Source organism: Mesorhizobium sp. M0166, from assembly GCF_040322255.1.
Classification (GTDB): Bacteria; Pseudomonadota; Alphaproteobacteria; order Rhizobiales; family Rhizobiaceae; genus Mesorhizobium.
Map to the genome: position 1 here is coordinate 16,490 of NZ_JAMYTD010000058.1, position 13,696 is coordinate 30,185.

A 13,696-nucleotide genomic window follows, 5' to 3' on the forward strand; every position below is an offset into this window, starting at 1 on the left:
TCAGCGCTCCTTCACCTTGTTGAGGTATTTGACATAGATATTGGTGATCGCCAGCACCATGATCAGCACGATGTAGGCGAGCGCGCAGGAACGCCCGGTCTGCCATTCCTGGAACGCCATCTTGTAGAGCCGGATCGAGATCAGCTCGGCCGTCGGCTGGCTGGTCAGGATGTAGGCGAGGTCGAAGGTCTTGAACGCCTCCATGGTGCGGAAGATGACCGCGATCATCAGGATCGGCGCAACCAGCGGCAGCGTTATGCGGAAGAAGGTGTAGAACGGCCCGGCCCTGTCGATCGCGGCTGCCTCGTAGAGATGCTTGGGCACGGCCGACAGGCCGGCCAGCGACAACAGCATGACGAAGGGCGACCACATCCAGATGTCGGTCAGCGCGACCGCATAGAGCGCCATTTTCGGATTTGACAGCCATTCGAAGGTGCCGAGGCCCAGCGCATAATTGATGATGCCGAAGGACGGATCGTAGAGCAGCTTCCAGAACAGGCCGACGACGGCCATCGACAGCATCATCGGCAACAACAGGAGCGTCGTCAGCAGGCCCTTGAGCGGAATGTCGCGGTTGAGCAGCATGGCCACGCCGAAGCCGACGAGCAGCTGGCCGGCGACCGAGATGATGACGTATTTTGCGGTGATGGCGAAGTTGGACCAGACATAGGGATCGCTGAGCAGGTCACGATAGTTTTGCAGCCCGACGAAATTCGCCGCCGCGCTGGTCGAGGCGCGGAAATCGGTGAACGAATAGCCCAGCGAATAGATCAGCGGGAAGATGTTGAAGACGATCAGAAACAGGATCGTCGGGATGATGAAGAGATTGCGGATCGAAATGTCGCTTAGACCGCGAGCGGCGGCCCGCGAGGACCTGTCCAGCGTGGTGATCATCGTGGTCGCCAAGACCCTGCTCCCGGTTCAAGAATCAGAAAAAGAAACGGAGGAGGCACGAACGCCCCCTCCGTGAAACTTCATGCTTATTGGCCGCGGCCGTATTTCTTGAAGGTCGCGTTCCAGTCGGCTGCCAGTGTGTCCAGCGTCTCCTTGGCGGTGCCTTCGCCGCCGATCATGTAGGGGTAGATGCGCTGGTTGAGCTGCTGCAGCAGTTCGGCATATTCCGGAACCGCCCAGAAGTCCTTGACCTTGAACATGGTCTCGTAGAACGCCTTGTTATAGGGCGTGGCGTCCTGGAATTCGGGCGACTTGAGCACGGCGGCACTGCAGGTGTAGCCGCCAAGCGCTGCCCATTTCTTCTGGGTCTCGTCCTTGATGAACCATTCCAGGAACTTCGTCGCCTCTTCCTGCTTCTGCGAGTAGGAGACAATGGAGATGCCCTGACCGCCGAGTGCGGCGAACTGGTCGCCGTTCGGGCCGGGAGGATTGGCGAAGAAACCGGTGTTCTTGGCATTCGGGTTCGACGCCTCGTTGATCAGCGAGGGGAAGAACGCGAAGTAGTTCATGCTCATCGCGGCCAGGTTTTCAGTGATCGCCTGGTTGTCCTCGACGAAGAACGACTTGGCCCAGCCCGGGGGCGTGAACTTGTAGAGTTCCTTGTAGGCGTCGAGCGCCGCGATCGCCTTGTCGGAGTTGATGAAGCCATCGACCTTGTAGGTCTTATAGTCACCCAACTCGCCGCCAAAGGAGAACAGCGCGTTTTCGAAGCCCATCGCCATCGCGTCATATGAATTGTCGGTGTAGATGGCGATGCCGTATTTCTTCTGGTCCGGGCGGTGGAAGAATTCGGCGATATCGCGCAGCGCCTTCCAGTCCTTCGGCACGTCGAGATCGTAGCCATACTTGGCCTTGAAGGCTTCCTTTTCCTTGGGGTCTTCGAACCAGTCCTTGCGATAGGACCAGCCGACGGCGTCGCCTTCGAGCGGAATGGCCCAGTACTTGCCGCTGCCGCCTGGATATTCGGCATAGTATTTCACCGTGGCCGGTGCCATCACTTCACCGACCTTGTGCTTGTTGAAGAAGTCGGTCAGGTCGACATAGTGGCCACCGGTCGAGCCGGCACCGAGCCATTGCGAGTCGCCGACGACCATATCGTAGGCGTCGCCATGGGCGTTGAACTCGGTGAAGGCCTTGGTCTGGAAGTCGGGCCACGGTGTGGTTTCCACCGTGATCTTGACGCCGGTTTCCTTCTCGTACTCGTTGCCGAGTTCCTGCAGGTAATTGGCCGGATCCCATTCCGCCCAGAAGATTGTAAGTTCCTTTTCCTGCGCGTAGACGGACGTTCCGCAGGCGAGCACTAGGCCGATACCAGCAAGCAAGCTGGTCATTGTCTTGCGCATAATGATTTCCTCCCTTGTGCGCATTCTACCGCGTCATGCGAGCCGGCGGCGAGGCCGGCCCTGGTAGTCCTCCCGTGACGGCACCGTTCCGGTTTTTGAGCCTCCTCGCTCGACCGAAACGGATCTTAGCCTTCACCCTTTGATCCGCTTTATTTGTCCTGATCTGGTATTACCAATTTCAGACGAACGTCAAGCCCTTTCTTGGACGGTGGCGGACACGCAGACAAGTTGATTTCTGCGATATCCGCCTGTTTTCCCTGAATTTTCCTACTCCTTGATACGTGAATGCCTTGCTTGGGCCGCTGCATCGCTAGTAGTATGACTAGTCAGGTCGAAAATCTGGTCGAACCAGATTGGCATTATCTCGCGGCCGACGTCGGCGCGATCTGATCTCCTTCAGTCATCGATTCGGTCATAGCCGCGCGCACCAGAGCGCCGGCAGCCCATTGCGCGACCGACATCATTCTGCGGCTATCCAATCCCCATATATCCTTTAAAACGATCAGCACCTCAACACCGAAGATCAATGACAGCGCCTGCGCGAGCCGCTTGAATTCGCGCGGCGGCAACCGGCCTTTGAGTGGCGCGATGGCATCCTTCAAAAGGTCGACGCGATGGCCGCGGGTGAAGGCCGGCTCACCGCCCAGCGTCCCTGCCTGTCGCTGCGCCCACTGGTCGAGCGACAGTTTCAGCGCCGCCTTGAACGTCGCTTCGAAGACCTCGATGCGCGGCATGGCGGTCTCGAACAGCTCGGCGACCCGGCGCTCGGGATCGGCAGAGCTCGATTTCCACGTAAGGATCGGCCCGAGCCCTTCGTCGACCACCGCCTGCACCAGCGCCGCCTGGCTCGGAAAATACCGATAGGCGGTGGCGCGGGAGACTTCCGCTGCTTCCGCCACCTCGCTGACGGAGGGCGTGGCGCCCGCCTGCATCAGCTTTGTCGCCGTCTCCAGCATGAGACGCCTTGTGCGCGCGCGGGCCCCGCGCTCTACCCGCGGGCTGGCGCCTTGGCCGGCGTCGTCGTTCACTGTCGCTTGTTGACGTGAGACATCCATGTCAATACGATACGCGCGTCTCAAAAAATTGCAATGGCGGTTCGTGCCGTCGAACGGCCGGGCAAAGGGGCGGCAGCGCCGAGCACGCCCAAGACCGGGGAACGCGATGAAGCGCATCTATGTGGTGGGCACCGCCGACACCAAGGGTGAGGAACTTGCTTTTCTGTCCGATGCGGTCGCGGCTACCGGCGCTTCGATTGTCCGCGTCGACATCGGAACACGCGGCGCGACCGTGCCGGTCGATGTTTCGGCAGACGAGGTCGCCAGCCGCCATCCCGAGGGTCGCAATGCCGTGCTCGGCATCGACGATCGCGGCACCGCGGTGGCGGCAATGGCCGCCGCCTTTGCACGGTTTGTCCAGTCGCGCAGCGATATTGCCGGGATTATCGGCATTGGCGGCGGTGGCGGTACCTCGATCATCACCGCAGGCATGCGCACGCTGCCGCTCGGCCTGCCGAAGATCATGGTTTCGACCTTGGCTTCCGGCGACACCGCACCCTATGTCGACATCTCCGACATCGTCATGATGCCGTCGGTGACCGACATGGCCGGCCTCAACCGGCTTTCCCGTGCCGTGCTGCATAATGCTGCCCAGGCGATATCAGGCATGGCGGCAAAGCCGGCGCCACCGCCCGACGGCAAACCATCGCTCGGCCTCACCATGTTCGGCGTCACCACGCCATGCGTGACCGCGATCGCCGATGAGCTTCGTTCCACCTATGACTGCATGGTCTTCCACGCCACCGGCACCGGCGGCCGCACCATGGAAAAATTGGCTGACAGCGGCCTGTTGTCGGGTGTCATCGACATCACCACGACCGAAGTCTGCGACTTGCTGCTTGGCGGCGTGCTGCCGGCGACCGAAGATCGCTTTGGCGCCATCGCCCGCACCGGGCTGCCTTATGTCGGCTCGGTCGGCGCGCTCGACATGGTCAATTTCTGGGCGCCGCCGACAATTCCGGGACGCTACCGCAGCCGGCTGTTCTATGAGCACAATCCAAACGTCACACTGATGCGCACCACTGCCGACGAAAGCAGAACGATCGGCGAATGGATCGGTACAAGGCTGAGCCTCTGCCAGGGTCCGGTTCGTTTCCTCATTCCGGAGAAAGGCGTGTCGGCGCTCGACATCGAAGGCGGCGCCTTCTTCGACCCTGAAGCCGATGCCGCTTTGTTCGAGGCGATCGAGCGCACCATCAAACCCGCCAAAACGCGGCGCGTGCTGCGCCTGCCGCTTCATATCAACGACCCCGAATTCGCCTGGGCTGCCACAACGGCCTTCCTCGACATCGCCAGACAGTGAGACACCAAGACATGGCCGCCATACCGCGCAAGAAAATCCTGGAGAAATTCCGCACGATGATCGCGGACGGCGCTCCGATCGTCGGCGGCGGTGCCGGCACCGGCCTCTCGGCCAAGGCCGAGGAAGCCGGCGGCATCGACCTGATCATCATCTACAATTCCGGCCGCTACCGCATGGCCGGGCGCGGCTCGGCCGCCGGCCTGCTCGCCTATGGCAACGCCAACGAGATCGTCAAGGAGATGGCCTACGAAGTGCTGCCGGTGGTGAAGAAGACGCCGGTGCTGGCCGGCGTCAACGGCACCGATCCCTTCGTCATCATGCCGCTGCTTTTGGCCGAGTTGAAGACGATGGGCTTTTCCGGTGTGCAGAACTTTCCGACCATCGGCCTGTTCGACGGCCAGATGCGGCAGAGTTTTGAAGAAACCGGCATGGGCTTCGGGCTCGAGGTCGACATGATCGCCGAGGCTCACAAACTCGACCTGTTGACCACGCCCTATGTCTTCAACCCCGACGAGGCGCGCGCCATGACAAAAGCCGGCGCCGACATCGTCGTCGCCCATATGGGGGTGACCACCGGCGGCTCGATCGGCGCGACATCGGCTAAATCGCTGGACGACTGTGTCAGCGAGATCGACGCCATCGCCGAAGCGGCACGCTTGGTGCGCGAGGACATAATCCTGCTTTGCCATGGCGGGCCGATCTCGATGCCGGACGACGCCAAATATATTCTCGAGCGCTGCAAGGGCCTGCACGGTTTCTATGGCGCCAGTTCGATGGAGCGGCTGCCGGCGGAAGCCTCGATCGCCAGGCAGACGGCGGAATTCAAGGCCGTCACGTTCGGCGCTGCGTAGAGACCGGCAAAAAGAAGGGTGGGACGATGACCGACAACAACAAGGTATTCGTATATCCAAAAGACGTCAGCGCCTTCGGCTTCGACTGGGGCAGGCTGTCGCTGACGGTCGCTCCCGAAGTGAACGGCGCAAAGCGATTTTCCGGTGGTGTCGTGGACCTGCCGTCAGGCAAAGGCCATACGCGTCATAACCATCCGGGTGCGGAGGAGATCATCTTTGTCATCTCAGGCGATGGCGAGCAGATGGTCGAAGACGAGAAAGGCAACCCGGTCGTCGAGAAAGTCGGCCCCGGCTGCACCATCTATGTGCCGGAAAGCCGCTTCCACTCGACGCTCAATACCGGCGACGGGCCGATGCAGCTTTTCGTCGTCTATTCGCCGGCTGGGCCGGAATTGGGGTTGCGGGAGTTGCCGGATTTCAGGTTGATCCCGCCGGGCGGGAAGTGAGATAGAAGCGCCTAACCCACACCCCTATTCCAGCCCCTGCCCCGATCGCCGAACATGACGTAGCCGGCATCGGTCACCGCCACCGTATCCTCCAGCTTGATGAAGCCGCGCGTCGGGTGGAGCATGGTCGTCTCGACCGAAAGCACCATGTTCTTCTCCAGCGGCTTTGCGGCATAGGTGCCTTCATAGGTCACTGGATGGTTGGTCATCAGGAACGGCGCTTCATGCGTGATCAGCCCCATGCCATGTGCGAAGAAATCGGTATACGGCGCAACCTTCGACTTCTTCAGAACGCCTTCGGCATGAGAAATCATGTCACCGCCCAGCGTGCCCGCTTTGACCTTGGAGAAGGCCGCCTGCTGCACTGTTTCGATCTCAGCCAGCAGATCCTCGAGTTCGGCGTCAGGCTCGCCCAGCACGCCCATGCGGCAGAGGTCGCCGATATAGCCGTGGTAGTTGCCGCCGGAGTCGATCGACATCACCTCGCCCTTTTTCCACGCCTGCGGCGAGGCGGCACGGTTGTGGCTGGAGCCTAGCGTCAACAGGCAATATTCGAAATGCGCGCCGCGATTGGTCTCCTCGCGCCTGAGCTGTTCGATGATCTCGCTCTTGGTCGTGCCTTCGCGTGCCCAGCCGATGGTCGCCAGCATTGAATCGGTGATCAGCTCGGAGGCGATGCGCAGCTTCTCCAGCTCGGCCTCGGTCTTGATTGCCCGCATGCGCTCCAGCACGTCAGTCGCATCGATCAGCTTGGAATCCGGCAGCGCGTTGCGGATCACCATATAGGCGTCGGACGGCAGGAAGGCGGGCTCGATGCCGATGCGGGCATTGCCTTTGCCGATCTTTCGCAAGTGCTCGACCGCCAGATTGGCGGCATCGAGCGTGCCCCAGCAGGCGGCATGCAGTGTCGGCGTCCAGAACGGATGGTTCTGGTGCTCGCCGCCCTCCATGCGGTTGCCGATATAGGCGGCATGCTCCGGCCCACCTTTCTCATAGACGACGACAGGCAGATAACGGCTGTGGCCGATTGCATCCATGGCGGCGAAAAAGATGAACTTGTAGCCGCCAAGCAGATATTGCGTATTGTGCTTGGAGGTGGCGAGCAGCACGTCGATGCCGGCCTCCTCCATCAGCCCGTCCACCCTGGCCTGGTCGAACGGCACGCTGCCGACGGCATTCTTGCCTGGGGCAATGTTCATGTCTCTCTCCCTGAAATCCCTTGGCCGGCCGCTCGCCGGCACCGGCTTTTCCGGCTCTGATCCTCGGCTATGCTTAAATCTGCATCATTTTGCCCGATCTGGTCCAGCCAGAATGGCGAACCAGCTCCAAAAGCTGCTCCACCTGCTGCACTTCACTCCAGTCTGGTCCTGCCAGAACCGCGCATCGAACCGTTTCTGTACAACTGGTCCAGCGGACGGAAATTTCAAAGCCACGTAGAGATGCGCCAATTCCGTCTTTGGCGAAACCCCGCACAAGGCCCATAATCGCCTTTGCGGGATGCTCACGAGCGTCCGAGGGGGTACGGCGCACCCGGCCGGGTCGCGGAGAGGACGGAGTTCGAGCATGCCAGAGTTCACCATTTCCAGACGTACGATGCTTGCGGGTTCGGCATTGCTGCTGGCCTCTACCGCGATGCCGACGATCGGCTGGGCGCAGACGCCGAAAAAGGGCGGACGACTGGTTGTCGCCGCTGATTCCGAGCCGCGCAATCTCAATCCGGCGATTGTCGCCTCGAACGGCGTCTTCTTCATTTCGAGCAAGATCGTGGAAACCTTGGCCGAGGCCTCCTTCGGCGGCAAGGACGGGCTCGATCCGCGCCTGGCGCTCAGCTGGGAGGGCGCCGCCGACGGCCTGTCGGTGACGTTCAAGCTGCGCGAGGGCGTCAAATGGCACGACGGCAAACCCTTCACCTCAGCCGATGTCGCCTTCTCGGCGCTGCAGGTCTGGAAGCCGCTGCAGAATCTCGGCCGCACCGTGTTCAAGGATCTGGAGGCGGTCGACACGCCGGACGAGGCAACCGCCGTGTTCAAATTCGCCAAGCCGACACCGTTCCAGCTGATCCGCAACGCCCTGCCGGCGCTGAGCAGCGTGGTGCCCAAGCACATCTACGAGACCGGAAAGATCGAGGACAACCCGGCCAACAACGCCCCGGTCGGCACCGGACCGTTCAAATTTGCCGAATACAAGCCCGGCGAATATTACCGGCTGGAGAAGAACACCGACTATTGGGGCAAGGACGAGCCCTATCTCGACGAGATCATCTATCAGGTGCTGCCCGACCGCACCTCCGCCGCAAGCGCACTCGAGGCCGAAGAGATCCAGCTCGCCGCCTTCTCCGCCGTGCCCCTGGCCGATCTCGACCGCATCTCCAAAGTGCCCGGCCTCAAGGTGATCACCAAGGGTTATGAAGGGCTGATCTACCAGCTCGTCGTCGAGATCAACCATCGCCGCAAGGAGCTGGCCGACCTGAAAGTACGCCAGGCGATCGCTCACGCCATCGACAAGGATTTCGTCGTCAAGACGGTCTTCCTTGGCTATGCCGCCGCCGCCACTGGCCCGGTGCCGAAAAACGACCCGCAATTCTATACCGCCGACGTGCCGACCTACGCCTTCGACGTCGCCAAGGCCAACGCCTTGCTTGACGAGGCCGGCTACAGCCGGGGCGATGACGGCAAGCGCTTTTCACTGAGATTGCTGCCGGCGCCCTACTTCAACGAAACCAAGCAGTTCGGCGACTATCTGCGCCAGGCGCTCGCCGCCATCGGCATCGACGCCCAGCTGGTCAACAACGACTCTGCCGCGCACATCAAGGCTGTCTACACCGACCACGCCTTCGACCTTGCGGTTGGGCCGCCGGTGTTCCGCGGCGATCCTGCGATCTCGACCACCATCCTGGTGCAGAGCGGCATTCCCGACGGCGTGCCCTTCTCCAACCAGGGTGGCTACAAGAACGCCGATCTCGACGCCCTGATCGCCAAGGCATCGGAGACGCTCGACACCGCCGCCCGCACCGAACTCTACAAGGAGTTCCAGAGAAAAGTTGCCGCCGACCTGCCGCTGATCAACGTCGCCGAATGGAGTTTCATCAGCGTCGCCCGCGACACGGTCAAGAACATCGCCAACAACCCGCGCTGGGCGGTATCGAACTGGGCGGACACCTATTTGGAATCGTGACACTATTGCGCGGATGAAAATTCGCAGCGAAATCTGTGTAGAAACTTGGTCAAAAGCCGAGTTCCTGCACACCCCCCTCTGTCCTGCCGGACATCTCCCCCGCAAAGGGGGAGATTGGCTGGCCGCAATGTCGGCTTATTTGCCTGCTGCGTTGAAGATTGGCGAAATCGCTGATGACATCCGATCTCCCCCCTTGAGGGGGAGATGTCCGGCAGGACAGAGGGGGGTGCTCAGGCGCGGCATTTCTCTTGATCGGCGCATCGCCAAGCAGACGACGCCGCCGTGAGCCGCGCTCTCACCCTCCTTCGCCGTCGTCTCGTCGGCAGCATCTCCGTGCTGCTGATTGTCGTCATCGGCACCTTCCTGTTGCTCGAAGCCGCTCCCGGCGACGCGGTCGATGCCTACATCGTCTCGACCGGTGGCGACGCCGGCATGATCGAGCTGTTGCGTCACCGCTGGGGGCTCGACCAGTCAGAGCTGACACGGCTCGCCAATTATCTTTGGGCGCTGCTGCATCTCGATCTCGGCCAATCGGTCAGCTTTTCGCGGCCGATCCGCGACGTCATCCTCGAGCGCCTGCCCAACACGCTGCTGCTGATGGGCAGCGCCACTGCGCTCTCCTTCGGTCTCGGTTCGGCGCTCGGCATCTATGCCGGCGCCAGACCCGGCAGCTTCCGTGATCGCTTCCTCTCCATCGGTTCGCTGGCGCTCTATGCCGTGCCGGGCTTCTGGCTCGGGCTGGTGCTGATCATCGTCTTCGCCGTCGACCTGCGCTGGTTTCCGATCGGCGGCATCGAGAGTATCGTCTCGGCCAGGACTGGCCTCGACCGCGCCGCCGATATCGCCCGCCATCTCGTCCTGCCGGTTTCGGCGCTCGGCTTCATTTATCTCGCGCTCTATCTGCGCATGATGCGCGCCGGTATGGCCGAGGTGTGGCGACAGGACTTTGTGCTGGCCGCCCGCGCCAGGGGACTTTCCCGCCGTCGCATCGTGCTCGCTCACGTCGCCCGTAACGCGCTGTTGCCGCTGGTCACCATGCTCGGCCTGCAGTCCGCGCAAATGCTGGGCGGCAGCGTCGTCATTGAAAGTGTCTTTTCCGTGCCAGGCCTTGGCCGGCTGGCGCAGGAAGCAGTGGCCGCGCGCGACACCCCGTTGCTGCTCGGTATCATTCTCGTCAGCGCCGTTCTGGTCGTCATCATCAACCTTCTCGTCGACATCGCCTACGCCTTCCTCGATCCGCGCGTCGGGGCCAGTGAGGCCGGCGCGTGAGCCCGCTTCGCCGCTTTCTCGGGATGCCGGAAGCGATCGCCGGCGCGGTCATCCTGGCGGCGCTGTTTGCCGTGGCGCTTGCCGCACCTTTGTTCTTTCCCGGCGATCCGCAGGCGATTGCCGGGCCGGCATTGCTGCCGCCATTCCAGGACTGGTCGCTGCCACTCGGCACCGACCGCCTCGGCCGTGACGTGCTTGCCGAGCTCTTCCATGGCGCCCGCACCTCGCTGGCGGTCGGGCTGGCAGCGGCAGCCGCCGCCCTTGCCGTCGGCGCCGTAATCGGCACGGTGGCCGGTTTTGCCAGCGGCCTTGTCGACGAGGTGCTGATGCGCATCACCGACGCTTTCCAGACCGTCCCAGCCTTCCTGCTGGCTTTGGCTTTCGTCAGCATCGTCGGGCCGTCGCTCGGCGTCGTCGTCGCGGCAATCGCGCTGAGCGCCTGGACCGGACCGGCACGCGTGGCGCGGGCCGAAGTGCTGTCGATCCGCGAGCGCGATTTTGTTGCCGGCGCCCGCGTCATCGGCATGCATCCGCTGGAGATCGCCTTTCACGAGGTGCTCCCCAACGCGCTGCCGCCGGTAATGGCTTTGTCGTCGGTGATCGTCGCCGCGGCGATTCTCACCGAAGCGGCATTGTCCTTTCTCGGCCTCGGCGATCCCAACCGCGTTACCTGGGGCGGCATGATCGCCGAAGGCCGCGCCGTGCTGCGCACCGCGCCCTTCCTGTCGATCCTTCCTGGCGTAGCGCTCGTGCTGACCGTGCTTGGCGTCTATCTCGCCGGCGAAGGCGTTGTCGAGACGACCGCGGTGAGGAGGAGCCTGTCGTGACGGCGCTTGCTTCGATCCGCAATCTGACGGTGACCTATCGCCGCGACGGCGCCGAGGTGGCGGCGCTGAAGAATGTCGGCTTCGACATCACCGCCGGCGAGCGCTTTGCCATCATCGGTGAAAGCGGTTCGGGCAAGAGCACGTTGGCGCTGGCCGTTGCCGGGCTGCTGTCGGCCACCGCCAGGATCGAAGGCCGCATCGATTGGCTCTTGCGCCCGCCGCCGACGGGACGCCAACCTGCAAGTCTTCGCGACCATGCTCCAATCGGCGGCCGTGACATCGGCTTCATCTTCCAGGATCCATCTGCGAGCCTCGACCCGGTGATGCCAATCGGCAAGCAGATCGCTGAGGTCGCCTACACGCATCTCGGCCTTACTTGGTCGCAATCTTACGCAAGGGCAAAAACCCTGCTCGAGCGCGTCCGCCTGCCCGATCCGGACGCCGCCCTGCGCGCCTACCCACATCAGCTCTCAGGCGGCCAGAAGCAGCGCGTGGCGATCGCCGCTGCGATTGCGGCCGGGCCGAAACTGCTGATCGCCGACGAGGCGACCAGCGCGCTGGACACCATCGTGCAGGCCGAGATCGTCGGGCTGATCCGGCGACTGGTGGCCGAGGACGGTATGACGCTGCTGTTCATCAGCCACGACATTGCGCTGGCCGCTGAGCTTGCAGAGCGTATTGCCGTGTTCCGGCACGGCGAACTGGTCGAGCTGGGTTCGACGGCGCGGGTGGTCGATGCGCCGGGGCACGCATACACAAGGGCGCTGCTCGACGCCAATCTCGGCCTCGACGCCGAGCCGCTGCTGCAGCGAACATGACCAGTCCTCTGCTGGCCGTTTCCGGCCTGACCAAACGATACGGTCGCGGCGGCAAGATCATCGCCGCGGTCGACGACGTTTCCTTCCACATCGAACCCGGCGAGACGCTGGCGCTGGCCGGACTTTCCGGCAGCGGCAAGTCGACGATAGCTCGGCTCATACTGCGGCTCATCGAAGCCGACGCTGGCCAGGTCGAATTTGAGGGCAGCGATTTCCTGTCGCTGAACGGCGCTGCCTTGCGCGACCGGCGCGCTCGTCTGCAGATGGTGTTTCAGGATCCGCTCGCCGCCTTCAACCCGCGCGCCACGGTGGCGCGTGTGCTCGACGACCCCTTGCGCATTCATCACATCGCCTCTCGTGCTGAGCGCCCGCGCGGTATTGCCGCTCTGCTGGAACGCGTCGGCCTCAGCCCCGGTCTCGCCGGCCGCGCCATTCACGAAATCTCCGGCGGTCAGCGCCAGCGCGTTGCAATCGCGCGCGCCATCGCCACGAAACCGTCGCTGGTCGTGCTCGACGAGGCCGTGTCGGCGCTCGACGTTTCGGTGCGCGCGCAGATCCTGCGGCTGCTGCTCGACCTTCAACGCGAGAAGCGCATCGCCTATCTGTTCATTTCGCACGATCTCGGCGTCGTCCGTGCCATCGCCCACCGCATCGCCATTCTGGACGCCGGGCGGATTGCCGAGAGCGGCGATGCCCGCACCGTCATCGACGCGCCGCAATCCGCGGTCGGCAAGGCGCTGGTGGCGGCAGCGCCGAGACTGTCAAGGATCGAACAGGACGCATCATGACCGACGCCGAAGCCCGAGCCGAAAAACTGTCGCGCGAACTCGATTCCGCCTTCCGCAACCGCGCCGATCTCTATCGTCTGTTGCTCGACGAGCTAACCGCGGAAGTGGGCGCGGAAAAAGCCGAGGCAATCATGATCCGCACCATCGAACGGCGCGGCAGGGAGGTTGCGGCCGCGGCCTTCGCCGATTTCGGCCCCAACGACGCACCGGCGATCGGCGAGGCGTTCCTGGCCGTCAGTCCGGATGGCGGCCGCATGTATCCTACCGACGTCGAACGCGGTCCGGACCGCATCGCCTTCAAGGTCAGGCGCTGTCCGCTGAAGGACGCCTGGGTCGAGGCCGGCATCGGCGACGAAAAGCTCGCCACGCTCTGCCGCATCGCCGGCGCCTTCGATCGTGGGCTGTTCGAGGCCACCGGAGTGCGCTTCGACAACGTCACCTGGACGCCGGGCCATGGTTCCGGCTGCTGCCACATCGCCTTGGCCAACCGGGATGCCGGTTAGAGCTGCAGCTCGAGCCATGTCGGCGAAGAAGTAGAGTTCCGTTCCGTTGGGCAGCGCGGAGTCAAAAAAACCCGGCGCCATAAGGCAAGCGGGTGTTTTGATGTGTGCATCGCAAGGAATTGGTGCCGGGGCCGGCGGCGTCTTTGTAGGTTCATGGCTGTCGCCTCAAGCCACGGCAATCAAATCAATCCGAGATTTTGTCGGATTGCGGCATTCTTGTTCGTCTTCTGTAGGGAGAGTTCCTGGAGGTGAATTATGAGCGAACTGCCGGTGGTCAAAAGTAAGCGCCAAGCTGACCCCATCTGGCGCGGCTTGAGGTGATGAGCGAGAGATAGTGACACTGAAGGAGCTGAGGAGCTTGCAGT

Annotated in this window: 14 protein-coding genes; 9 read left to right on the plus strand and 5 right to left on the minus strand. The window is 62.7% G+C overall.

What is annotated here, in order from left to right; genetic code table 11:
* The 3 genes from NKJ46_RS32205 to NKJ46_RS32215 form a co-directional block, all read right to left on the minus strand.
* Window positions 1-906 (minus strand): carbohydrate ABC transporter permease, encoded by a 906-nt coding sequence (locus tag NKJ46_RS32205; RefSeq protein ID WP_254816733.1) that lies wholly within the window; start codon window positions 904-906, stop codon window positions 1-3.
* A 74-nt stretch (window positions 907-980) separates the two neighbouring features.
* Window positions 981-2,297, minus strand: a complete 1,317-nt coding sequence (locus NKJ46_RS32210) for an ABC transporter substrate-binding protein (RefSeq protein ID WP_352671025.1) — start codon at window positions 2,295-2,297, stop codon at window positions 981-983.
* A gap of 359 nt (window positions 2,298-2,656) precedes the next feature.
* Window positions 2,657-3,352 carry a TetR/AcrR family transcriptional regulator gene (locus NKJ46_RS32215; RefSeq protein WP_352671027.1) on the minus strand — a complete coding sequence of 232 codons (696 nt, stop codon included), beginning with the start codon at window positions 3,350-3,352 and terminating at the stop codon, window positions 2,657-2,659.
* A gap of 106 nt (window positions 3,353-3,458) precedes the next feature.
* Here NKJ46_RS32215 and NKJ46_RS32220 point away from each other — a divergent pair, with 106 nt between their 5' ends.
* Genes NKJ46_RS32220 through NKJ46_RS32230 form a run of 3 tightly spaced genes read left to right on the plus strand, consistent with a single transcriptional unit; the run spans window position 3,459 to window position 5,952 of the window.
* Window positions 3,459-4,655, plus strand: a complete 1,197-nt coding sequence (locus NKJ46_RS32220; protein ID WP_352671030.1) for a Tm-1-like ATP-binding domain-containing protein — start codon at window positions 3,459-3,461, stop codon at window positions 4,653-4,655.
* Window positions 4,656-4,666: 11 nt separating this feature from the next.
* Window positions 4,667-5,506, plus strand: coding sequence for a phosphoenolpyruvate hydrolase family protein (locus NKJ46_RS32225; protein WP_352671032.1), 840 nt, complete (start codon window positions 4,667-4,669; stop codon window positions 5,504-5,506).
* 26 nt (window positions 5,507-5,532) lie between these two features.
* Window positions 5,533-5,952: a cupin domain-containing protein gene (locus NKJ46_RS32230; RefSeq protein WP_352671034.1), complete on the plus strand. Its 420-nt coding sequence runs from the start codon at window positions 5,533-5,535 to the stop codon at window positions 5,950-5,952.
* Between the two features lie 11 nt (window positions 5,953-5,963).
* Here NKJ46_RS32230 and NKJ46_RS32235 read toward each other — a convergent pair whose 3' ends face one another.
* Complete coding sequence (locus NKJ46_RS32235; protein ID WP_352671037.1) at window positions 5,964-7,151, minus strand: M24 family metallopeptidase; 1,188 nt, start codon at window positions 7,149-7,151, stop codon at window positions 5,964-5,966.
* A 364-nt stretch (window positions 7,152-7,515) separates the two neighbouring features.
* On the opposite strand from NKJ46_RS32235, the gene NKJ46_RS32240 reads away from it, so the two are divergent.
* From NKJ46_RS32240 to NKJ46_RS32265, 6 genes are all read left to right on the plus strand, one after another.
* Window positions 7,516-9,126, plus strand: a complete 1,611-nt coding sequence (locus NKJ46_RS32240; protein WP_352671040.1) for an ABC transporter substrate-binding protein — start codon at window positions 7,516-7,518, stop codon at window positions 9,124-9,126.
* Between the two features lie 282 nt (window positions 9,127-9,408).
* A complete protein-coding gene (locus NKJ46_RS32245; RefSeq protein ID WP_352671043.1) occupies window positions 9,409-10,395 on the plus strand; it encodes an ABC transporter permease in 987 nt (328 codons plus the stop codon).
* Complete coding sequence (locus tag NKJ46_RS32250) at window positions 10,392-11,222, plus strand: ABC transporter permease (protein ID WP_352671046.1); 831 nt, start codon at window positions 10,392-10,394, stop codon at window positions 11,220-11,222. Before NKJ46_RS32245 ends, NKJ46_RS32250 begins: the two co-directional genes overlap by 4 nt.
* Window positions 11,219-12,040 (plus strand): ABC transporter ATP-binding protein, encoded by an 822-nt coding sequence (locus NKJ46_RS32255; RefSeq protein ID WP_352671047.1) that lies wholly within the window; start codon window positions 11,219-11,221, stop codon window positions 12,038-12,040. The genes NKJ46_RS32250 and NKJ46_RS32255 overlap by 4 nt, the downstream gene beginning before the upstream one ends.
* Window positions 12,037-12,828 (plus strand): ATP-binding cassette domain-containing protein, encoded by a 792-nt coding sequence (locus NKJ46_RS32260; protein ID WP_352671050.1) that lies wholly within the window; start codon window positions 12,037-12,039, stop codon window positions 12,826-12,828. The genes NKJ46_RS32255 and NKJ46_RS32260 overlap by 4 nt, the downstream gene beginning before the upstream one ends.
* Window positions 12,825-13,331, plus strand: coding sequence for an L-2-amino-thiazoline-4-carboxylic acid hydrolase (locus tag NKJ46_RS32265; protein ID WP_352671052.1), 507 nt, complete (start codon window positions 12,825-12,827; stop codon window positions 13,329-13,331). The genes NKJ46_RS32260 and NKJ46_RS32265 overlap by 4 nt, the downstream gene beginning before the upstream one ends.
* A gap of 165 nt (window positions 13,332-13,496) precedes the next feature.
* Here NKJ46_RS32265 and NKJ46_RS32270 read toward each other — a convergent pair.
* On the minus strand, window positions 13,497-13,696 hold a 200-nt coding region (locus NKJ46_RS32270; RefSeq protein WP_352671053.1), incomplete at its 5' end, for a hypothetical protein.

Excerpts from the sequence above, each read along its gene's own strand:
- NKJ46_RS32230 (WP_352671034.1), top strand. The coding sequence starts at position 5,533 with ATGACCGACAACAACAAGGTATTCGTATATCCAAAAGACGTCAGCGCC.
- NKJ46_RS32220 (WP_352671030.1), top strand. The coding sequence starts at position 3,459 with ATGAAGCGCATCTATGTGGTGGGCACCGCCGACACCAAGGGTGAGGAA.
- NKJ46_RS32225 (WP_352671032.1), top strand. The coding sequence starts at position 4,667 with ATGGCCGCCATACCGCGCAAGAAAATCCTGGAGAAATTCCGCACGATG.
- NKJ46_RS32210 (WP_352671025.1), bottom strand. The coding sequence starts at position 2,297 with ATGCGCAAGACAATGACCAGCTTGCTTGCTGGTATCGGCCTAGTGCTC.
- NKJ46_RS32260 (WP_352671050.1), top strand. The coding sequence starts at position 12,037 with ATGACCAGTCCTCTGCTGGCCGTTTCCGGCCTGACCAAACGATACGGT.
- NKJ46_RS32265 (WP_352671052.1), top strand. The coding sequence starts at position 12,825 with ATGACCGACGCCGAAGCCCGAGCCGAAAAACTGTCGCGCGAACTCGAT.
- NKJ46_RS32235 (WP_352671037.1), bottom strand. The coding sequence starts at position 7,151 with ATGAACATTGCCCCAGGCAAGAATGCCGTCGGCAGCGTGCCGTTCGAC.
- NKJ46_RS32215 (WP_352671027.1), bottom strand. The coding sequence starts at position 3,352 with ATGGATGTCTCACGTCAACAAGCGACAGTGAACGACGACGCCGGCCAA.
- NKJ46_RS32240 (WP_352671040.1), top strand. The coding sequence starts at position 7,516 with ATGCCAGAGTTCACCATTTCCAGACGTACGATGCTTGCGGGTTCGGCA.